The following is an 8,034-nucleotide window of genomic DNA, read 5'->3' as shown; positions in this document are numbered from 1 at the left end:
TCGGGGAGTGAGAGGACGGCGTCGACGGCGCGGCGTGAGAGGAGGCGGAAGTCGCCTGCTCCGTCGGTGATGGAGACGTCGGTGAAGTGGTGCACGAGGCGGTAGTAGGCGCGGCTGAGTGCGGTGCGCAGGGTGCTGTCGCCGGTGCGGTCGCGGCGGGCGACGACCTGGTCGTGGCCGTGTTGGTGGAGTTCGAGCATGCGGGGGATGAGTTCGGGTGGGTGTTGCAGGTCGGCGTCCATGAGGATGACCACGGTGCCGCGGGACATGCGCATTCCGGCGAGCATGGCGGCTTCCTTGCCGAAGTTGCGGCTGAAGGAGGTGTAGCGCACCTGGGGGGTGGTGGTGGCCAGTTTCCGCAGGTGTTCGACGGTGCCGTCGCTGCTGCCGTCGTCGACGTAGCAGATCTCGTAGGGCTCGCCGGTGCGGTCCAGTGTGGTGACGAGGGCGGCGTGGAAAGTGCCGATCACCTCGCTCTCGTCGAAGCACGGCACGACGACCGTAATCACTCGCATTCCACCAGTGGAACGCGAAGCGGGCCCCGGGGACCGCCGGACGTACTCCGCTCGGGTGGGACGAGCCGCCGGGAACGAAGGGCGAGGAGCGGCGGTCGGAGCCGTGCACACGGGCGTGCGCGCCTCGACGGCCTTCTCCCGTGCACCGCCCGTGCCGGAGCAGTGAGCCGGATCGGACGGGGCCGGCCCCGGCATCCGGCAGAAAAGCGCCTCCCGCGCCTCCCGCAGCGGCCGGATCCATGGACTTCCGCCCGGTTCCCGGTCGCCACCGGTGACCCCCTCCGCCTGTTCGGGCGGCATCGCGTCAGAGGAGTTCGCCGTCCGTGAAGCCGAGCAGCGCCGCGTCCATAGCGTGGGGCATGGGGCCGAGCAATGGCTGCTCCGCCCAGATGATCTTTCCCGCAGGGGTGTACCGCGTGCCCCAGCGCTGCGCGAGCTGGGCCACCAGGAACAGCCCGCGGCCCCCTTCGTCGGTCGTGGCCGCGTACCGCAGATGGGGCGATGTGCTGCTGCCGTCGGCCACCTCGCAGGTCAGGCTCTGGTCGTGGAGCAGCCGTACCCGGATGGGGCCCGAGCCGTAGCGGATGGCATTGGTCAGAAGCTCGCTGAGGATCAGTTCGGTGCCGAAGGCCAGATCGGAGAGCCCCCAGTCGTCCAGGGTCCTCACGGCCTTGGCGCGCATCCCGGCGACGGCACTGGGGTCGGAGGGCACCTCCCATTCGACCACCCGGTCCGGGCCCAGATGGCGGGTGCGGGCGATCAGCAGGGCGACGTCGTCCTTGGGGCGAGCGGGCAGAAGGGCATCCAGCACGTCGTGGCAGGTCTCCTCGGGCGTGCGGTCGGCGTGGGCGAGGGCCTGGCGCAGCAGCTCGATGCCCACGTCGATGTCCCGGCTCCGGTCCTCGATCAGTCCGTCGGTGTAGAACACGAGCCGGCTGCCCTCCTCGACCTCCAGCTCCGCCGTCTCGAACGGCATGCCGCCGAGCCCCAGGGGCGGCCCCGCCGGGAGTTCGGGGAACTCGACCGTGCCGTCGGGATGGACCAGTGCCGGCAGCGGATGGCCCGCCCTGGCCATGGCACAGCGGCGCGAAACGGGGTCGTAGACCGCGTACAGACAGGTGGCGCCCGTCATCGCGGGGCCTTCGTCGGCGGCGCCGCTCCCCAGCAGCTCGTCCTGGTCGATGCGCCCGACGAGATCGTCGAGATGACCGAGGAGCTCGTCGGGGGGCAGGTCGAGGGTCGAGAAGTTGTGGACCGCCGTGCGCAGGCGTCCCATCGTCGCGGCGGCGTGCAGTCCATGGCCGACGACATCGCCGACCACCAGGGCGACCCGGCTGCCCGGCAGGGGAATCACATCGAACCAGTCGCCGCCGACCCCGGACTGCGCGGGCAGATAGCGGTGCGCGACCTCGACCGCACTCTGCTCGGGCAGGGCGCGCGGCAGCAGACTGCGCTGGAGGGTCACGGCCAGCGCGTGCTCGCGGGTGTAGCGGCGGGCGTTGTCGACGGACACCGCGGCCCTGGCCACCAGTTCCTCGGCCAGCGAGAGGTCGTCCTCCTCGAACGGAACGGGCTTCTCCGAGCGCCAGAAATTGGCCACGCCCAGGACCACCCCCCTGGCCTGGAGCGGCACGGTGATCAGGGAGTGGATGCCGTACCGGACGACATCGCTCGTCCGCTCGGGGTCCTGGGCCAGCCAGCCCGGCGCATCGGACAGGACGGGCACGAGCTCCGCCCGTCCGCTGCCCAGGCCACGCGCCTGCGGGGTCGAAGGGAGGAACGCGATGAGCGTGCCGAGCTCGTACAGGGGGTGGTCGTCGCGGATGCCGCTGACGGCGGTGCGGCGCATATGCGTACCCGCTCCGTTCGGCTCCTCGCCGTTCAGCACCGGATCGGCCAGATCGACGGTGACGAAGTCCGCGAAGCGCGGGACCGCCACATCGGCCAGCTCCTCGGCCGTCCGTGTGACGTCGAGGGTGGTCCCGATGCCGACTCCCGCGTCGTAGAGCAGCTGGAGGCGCTTGCGTGCCATCTCGGCCCTGCCGGTGAGTGCCTGGAGCTCCGTGGAGTCACGGATGGTGGCGACGGTGCCCATCGGCCCGCCCGGGCCCTCGGTCGGCCGCTGGTTGACCACCAGCAGCCGGTCCCCGGCCGTGTGGACCTCGTCCGTGGCCACGCGGCCCGAGGCCAGCAGCTCGGCCGTGGCGGCGTCGAGCCCCTGCAGATCGGCGACGGGCCGGCCCTCCGAGTCGGGGTTCATGCCGAGGAGCCGTCTGGCCTCGTCGTTCGCCAGGACGAGACGGCCATCGCCGCCCACGATGACGACGCCTTCCCGTACGGCGTGCAGAACGGCGTCGTGGTGCTCGTACATACGGGTCATCTCGGCCGGGCCGAGGCCGTGTGTCTGCCGTTTGAGCCGTCTGGTCGTCAGCGCGGTTCCGGCCGTGGCGAGGGCCAGACCCACCGCGCCGGCGCCGAGGATGACCGGCAGCTGCCGGTTCACCGCACCCGTCACGTTCTGGACCTTGAGGCCGGCCGAGACCAGGGCCACCACGGAGCCGTTTCGGGCGGTCACCGGAACCACCGCCTGCACTTCGTGCCCGAGCGGCCCATGGACGCTCTCGACGAGGATCTCGCCCCTCAGTGACGGCTCGATGGTGCCGACGAATCGGTGCCCGATCCGCTCGGGCTGCGGGTGCGTATAGCGGATCCCCTTGGTGTCCATCACCACGATGAAGTCCACGCCCGCCTTCTTGCGGGTCTCCTCGGTGATCGGCTGCAGCACCCGGGAGGGATCGGGCAGCTTCAGGGTGGCGAGCAGGCCCGGGGAGTGCGCAAACGTTTCGGCCACCGCGATCGAACGATTCCTCGCCTCGCGGTCCGTATCGGCCCTCGACTGCAGTACGAGGGCCAGGATCGCCCCGAGTACGAGCAGGACCACGACCGCCACCTGGAGGACGAAAACCTGTCCGGCGACGCTTCTGGGGCGTTTGCGGATCAGTGGCCGTACCGATACGCCCCGGAATCGGTCGAAGCGGCTGATCACGGTCTTCTTTCTAGCACCGCAATACCCGGTCGGGCCATACGGGAGAGCCGGACAGTCGCCGCGACCGGGACCTTTTCCGCGCGCACCGCCGCCCCAGGCCCCCGCCCGGTCCGGCTCCCTGCGGAGCCGGTGCCGGGCCCTGAGCTGCGGTCACAGCAGAACCCAGGGGTTCGTACGGGGCTCCGGCGCGGAGCCGGCAGCGCCCGGACCGGCGGCATCGAATTTCCGTGATTCCCTGGTTCCGGCCGGGGCTGCCGGGAGCCTCGGGGCGCCGGGAGCCGATCGAGGTCTGACCGCCCGCCCCGCCGGGCCGGTGACACCGGGACCGTCGGCGGAGGATCTCCGAGCCTCAGGCCGGGACGGCCGCGCCGCCGCTGTCGGTGATCATCCGGTGGAGCAGGTCGGCGGCGGAGCGGCCGAAAGAGGGGTCGTTGATGTGCGTGTCGGCCTCCCGCACGTTCACGGAGCTGCCCCGGAGACCCTCCCGGAGTGCGGCGAACAGCGCCTCGTCGGCGGCCGGGTCATGGTAGGGGCCGTCCGGGGCACCCAGCGTGGACACACCGCGCAGGGGGATGCACACCGCTGTCGGACCGGTGGCGCCCCGCAGCTTGGCGGCCACACGGGCGCCGAGCTCGCCGCACTCGGCGGGGGTCGTGCGGATGACGGTGATGGACGGGTTGTGCACATGGACGTGGCGGTCGCGCCGGTGCTCGGGAGGTAGGTCTTCGAGCGGGCCGAACTTCACCATGTCCAGCGCGCCCGGGCTCACCACCTGCGGTACCCCTCGGCGGCCGGCGGCGGTGAGACGGTCGGGCCCCGCGGAGAGGATGCCGCCCACCAGGTCGTCGGCGAGTTCACTGAGCGTGAGATCGAGGACGCCCGCGAAGAGCCCCTGCCCTGCGAGGGATTCGAGCGTGCGTCCACCGGCGCCGCTGGCGTGGAAGACCAGGACCTCGTAACCGAGCCCGGTCAGACGTTCCCTTGCCGCGTCGACACCTGGTGTGGTCACGCCCGCCATGCTGGCCGCCACCAGCGGTCTGTCGCCCGCACCCCGTCCGGCCGGAAGCAGTGCCCGGGAGGCCGCGGCGAAGCCTTTGGCCATGGCCGCGGCGGCATCGGCCGCGTTCGCCAGGACGGGGGCCGACACGGTGTTGATCCCGGCGATGTCGACGACGCTGTACATCATCGTGATGTCCGCCGAGCCCACATACGGGGAGACGTCGCCCGCGGCCATGGACGAGACCATCAGCTTGGGCACGCCGAGCGGCAGCGCGCGCATGGCGCGGGTCGCGATGGACGTACCGCCGCTGCCGCCGATGGCCAGCACACCATGGAGGCGGCCCTCGCCGTGCAGGCGCAGGACGATCTCGGCCGCGCCCAGCGCCATCGCGGTCACCGCGGCTCCGCGGTCCCGCCGGGCCTGTAGCCGTGCCAGATCGGTGCCCGCCGCGCGGGCCACCTCGGCGCGCGGCACGTCTGCACGTATCCGTGGTTCACCGATCACTCCGGTGTCGACGACCACGACGTCGACACCGCACCGCAGCAGCCGTTCCCGTAACCAGCCGTATTCGTCGCCCTTGGTGTCCAGCGTCCCCAGCAGTACAACGATCGCCATGCCAGGTACTGTCCAGCCAAATCGACAAAGCGACAAGAGGGCCGTTCGGTGCACGCCGGTGCCGTGCTCCCGGCAGTCAGGAGACCGGCCATGCGGCCGCCCAGGCCCCCACCGATGGGCGAACTCGCCCCTGGACGGTACCCGGCCGGAGGCCGAACGATGCCATGGGCGCAGCCGATCCCACGGTGGACACCGCGGCCCGCGAAGTCGGCGAGGCTCTCGCTCCGCTCGGCACGCCGCCCGCCGTGTCCGCACCGATTCCACCGGGCCCCGGGCTCTTCTGCGAACCGACACTGCTGATGCGGTGGCCGATCCCGCGACTGCCCCCTCCCGCCGAAGCCGCGCCCGGACCCGCCCTCCGTCCCGACGCCTCCGGCAGCCGGTGCCGTTCGACCGGCGGGGCCGACCGGATCATGGGCAGCGGTAGGTGAAGGTGGTCCCCGCGCTGTGGTGGGTGGGCGAGATGATCCGGACCTCTGCGCGGGCGTTGTAGGCGCCCTCGCCGTGGAACGTCCAGAGCAGCTCGAGACGAGCCTGTCGTTGGCCGCGTGCCAGCCGCTCGCGGAGTTCCTCCGATGTGGTGCCGTCGCTGCGCACCCAGCGGTACCTCAGGGTGCCCGGGCGTCCGTTCGTCCCCACCAGGGCCGTGATTCCGGCGGTGCCGTCGCAGCCCGGCCCGGCGGACTCGGTGCGTACGGACACGCTCTCCACCGCGACGGAGGACCCGTACCGCTCCCAGGCGAGAAAACAGAGCACGGCGAACAGCACGACTCCGGCGAGGGTGTAGCGGCGCAGTTCCCCGAGGCGGGAGACGGGCCGCTCGGGCGGCAGGGGAGTGCGTCCCGGAAGCGTTCCGTGCCAGACGGTCGCCGTGCTGTCCTGCTCGTGGCGGGTGCGTACAGCGACCGTGACACCGGGGCCGAAGCGGAGAACCGCACCCTCCACCCGGTCGGGTACGGCACCCTCCGGCGGCGCAGCCCCCGCGTCGGCCGTCGGCCCCGGGGCCGCACCGTTCGCCGGTCCCGGCACCGTGTCGGGCACCGCGCCGTACGGCAGGGTCGGGCGCTCGACCCAGTGGCTGGCCAGCGCGGTCGCACTGTAGTCGTCGTCCGGGTCGGGGCGGGGGCCCGCCGGGATCCGCGGCTCGTTCATGTGATCGTGCACCGCCTGGTGAGGATCTGCTGCTGGGAGGCGCCGTTCGCGGCGGCGGGTGAGGCAGTGGCCTGCACGCTCCAGTAGCAGCCACGTCCCTGGAACGCATGGTCGACCGCGATGGTGTACCGCGTGGCGCCACTGCGTTCGAACGTGCTGGTTCCGTCCGCGTTTCCGGGGGAGCCCTTGGTGTCGCCGGTCGCCCAGCTCAGGGTGATCGTCACGGGGCCGGTCCCGTCGGTGACGACTTCCACGGTCGCGCTCCCCGTCGCCGGACCGGTCTGCCGCAGTGAGCTCACGGAGACGGAGGCGACCTTCACCCCTGGAGGCTCCGGTGTGTCCGGTGGTTCAGATGTGCCGGAAGGTTCGGAGGTGACAGGCGGGACCGAGGTGACGGGCGGGTCGGACGCTGTCGCCGGTGGGGCGGTGACGGTCGGTGCGGACGTGCCGTCGGGCGCCCCGGAGGAGGGTGTGAGCGTGGGTACGACCGGCGTGCTCACCGACGGACCTGGGGACTCGGACACCGTCGGGCCCGCCTCGGGGGAGGACGGCGCCGGCCCGCTCGGTGCCGCATCCGGCACGGCGCTGGTGGTGGCCACGGCCTGCGCCGTCGCACGTCCCGGCTCCTCCGCGGTGGCCCGCGCCGTGATGGCCAGGACCAGCCCCAGCACCAGGGCGAGCGCCGCGGCGAACAGTCCCTGGCCGCCCGGCCGGAGACCGCCCAGCCGGTGACCGCGCCCCAGCGATGTCGTGGCCAGCGCCGCGGTGCTCGCGGGCGGCGCACCGGCGGACGGGAACAGCAAGGGCAACAGGGCCGCGAGCGCGGCGAGTTTCCGCTGCCCGCGCTCCTCCCAGTCCGGCCCGTAGGTCGCGCAGGCCACCTCCTCCAGCTCCGCCACGAACGCCGCCGCGTTCGCAGGGCGCTCCTCCGGCGTCTTCGCCAGTCCTCGTCGCACCAGCGGGCGCACCGGCTCGGGCACGTCGTCCTCCGGCACGGGAGCGCTGGTGTGCTGCAGTGCCAGCTCGGCGAAGTTCTCCCCGGCATACGGCTTGCGGCCGGTCACACACTCGAAGAACGTCGCCGTCGCGGCGTACACGTCGCCCGCGGGCGACGCCGGTTCCCCGCTCCACTGCTCAGGGGCCATGTACGCGGGCGTGCCCGCCACACCGGGCTGCGTTCCGCGCCCCGCGGCGATTCCGAAGTCGACCAGTTTCGACGAACCGTCCGCCGCGACCAGCACGTTCTCCGGCTTGTAGTCCCGGTGCACCACACCGGCCCGGTGTGCGGCGGCGAGACCCAGCAGTGAGCCCTTCAGCACGACGAGCGCCGGCTCCGGCCCGGTCCTGCCCTCCCGGGCCAGCAGCCTGCGCAGGGCGATGCCGTCGACCAGTTCCATGACGATCGCCGCACCGTCCGGCGCCTCGACGTACTCGTAGAACCGCACCACATGAGGCGTGTCCAGTCCTCCGAGCAGTCGCGCCTCCGAACGGAACTCCCGGACGAAGGCCTCGTCGCGGCGCATGCGCTCGCTGAGGTACTTGACGGCCACGGGGACACCCGTGGCGTCATGGACGGCGAGGACGACGCGTCCGCTGCCGCCGGCACCGAGTTCTCTGGTCTCCGTGTATCCGGGGACCGACCAAGCGTTCATCCCGCCCCCTCGGCGGCCGAGCCCGCGCGCCCGGCCGTTGCCGTGTGCGCCCCT

Annotated in this window: 5 protein-coding genes; all 5 read right to left on the bottom strand. The window is 72.3% G+C overall.

The features are described 5' to 3' along the window. Positions 1-515 (bottom strand): glycosyltransferase family 2 protein (locus AC068D_RS32135; protein WP_478826646.1); only part of this gene is annotated, 515 nt, incomplete at its 3' end. A gap of 304 nt (positions 516-819) precedes the next feature. Beyond that, complete coding sequence (locus AC068D_RS32130; protein WP_478826645.1) at positions 820-3,561, bottom strand: SpoIIE family protein phosphatase; 2,742 nt, start codon at positions 3,559-3,561, stop codon at positions 820-822. Between the two features lie 349 nt (positions 3,562-3,910). Then, a complete protein-coding gene (locus AC068D_RS32125; RefSeq protein WP_478826644.1) occupies positions 3,911-5,176 on the bottom strand; it encodes a Tm-1-like ATP-binding domain-containing protein in 1,266 nt (421 codons plus the stop codon). 411 nt (positions 5,177-5,587) lie between these two features. Continuing rightward, on the bottom strand, positions 5,588-6,328 hold the full coding sequence (locus AC068D_RS32120; RefSeq protein WP_478826643.1) for a hypothetical protein: 741 nt from the start codon (positions 6,326-6,328) through the stop codon (positions 5,588-5,590). Beyond that, positions 6,325-7,980, bottom strand: coding sequence for a serine/threonine-protein kinase (locus AC068D_RS32115; RefSeq protein ID WP_478826642.1), 1,656 nt, complete (start codon positions 7,978-7,980; stop codon positions 6,325-6,327). Before AC068D_RS32115 ends, AC068D_RS32120 begins: the two co-directional genes overlap by 4 nt. Positions 7,981-8,034: the final 54 nt, after the last annotated feature.

This window comes from Streptomyces sp. NPDC043861, from assembly GCF_056435905.1.
This window is presented reverse-complemented; position numbering and strand designations above follow the sequence as displayed.

Bases quoted from the DNA above. Each gene is read 5' to 3' on its own strand.
- AC068D_RS32125 (WP_478826644.1), bottom strand. From the start codon at position 5,176: ATGGCGATCGTTGTACTGCTGGGGACGCTGGACACCAAGGGCGACGAA.
- AC068D_RS32120 (WP_478826643.1), bottom strand. From the start codon at position 6,328: ATGAACGAGCCGCGGATCCCGGCGGGCCCCCGCCCCGACCCGGACGAC.
- AC068D_RS32115 (WP_478826642.1), bottom strand. From the start codon at position 7,980: ATGAACGCTTGGTCGGTCCCCGGATACACGGAGACCAGAGAACTCGGT.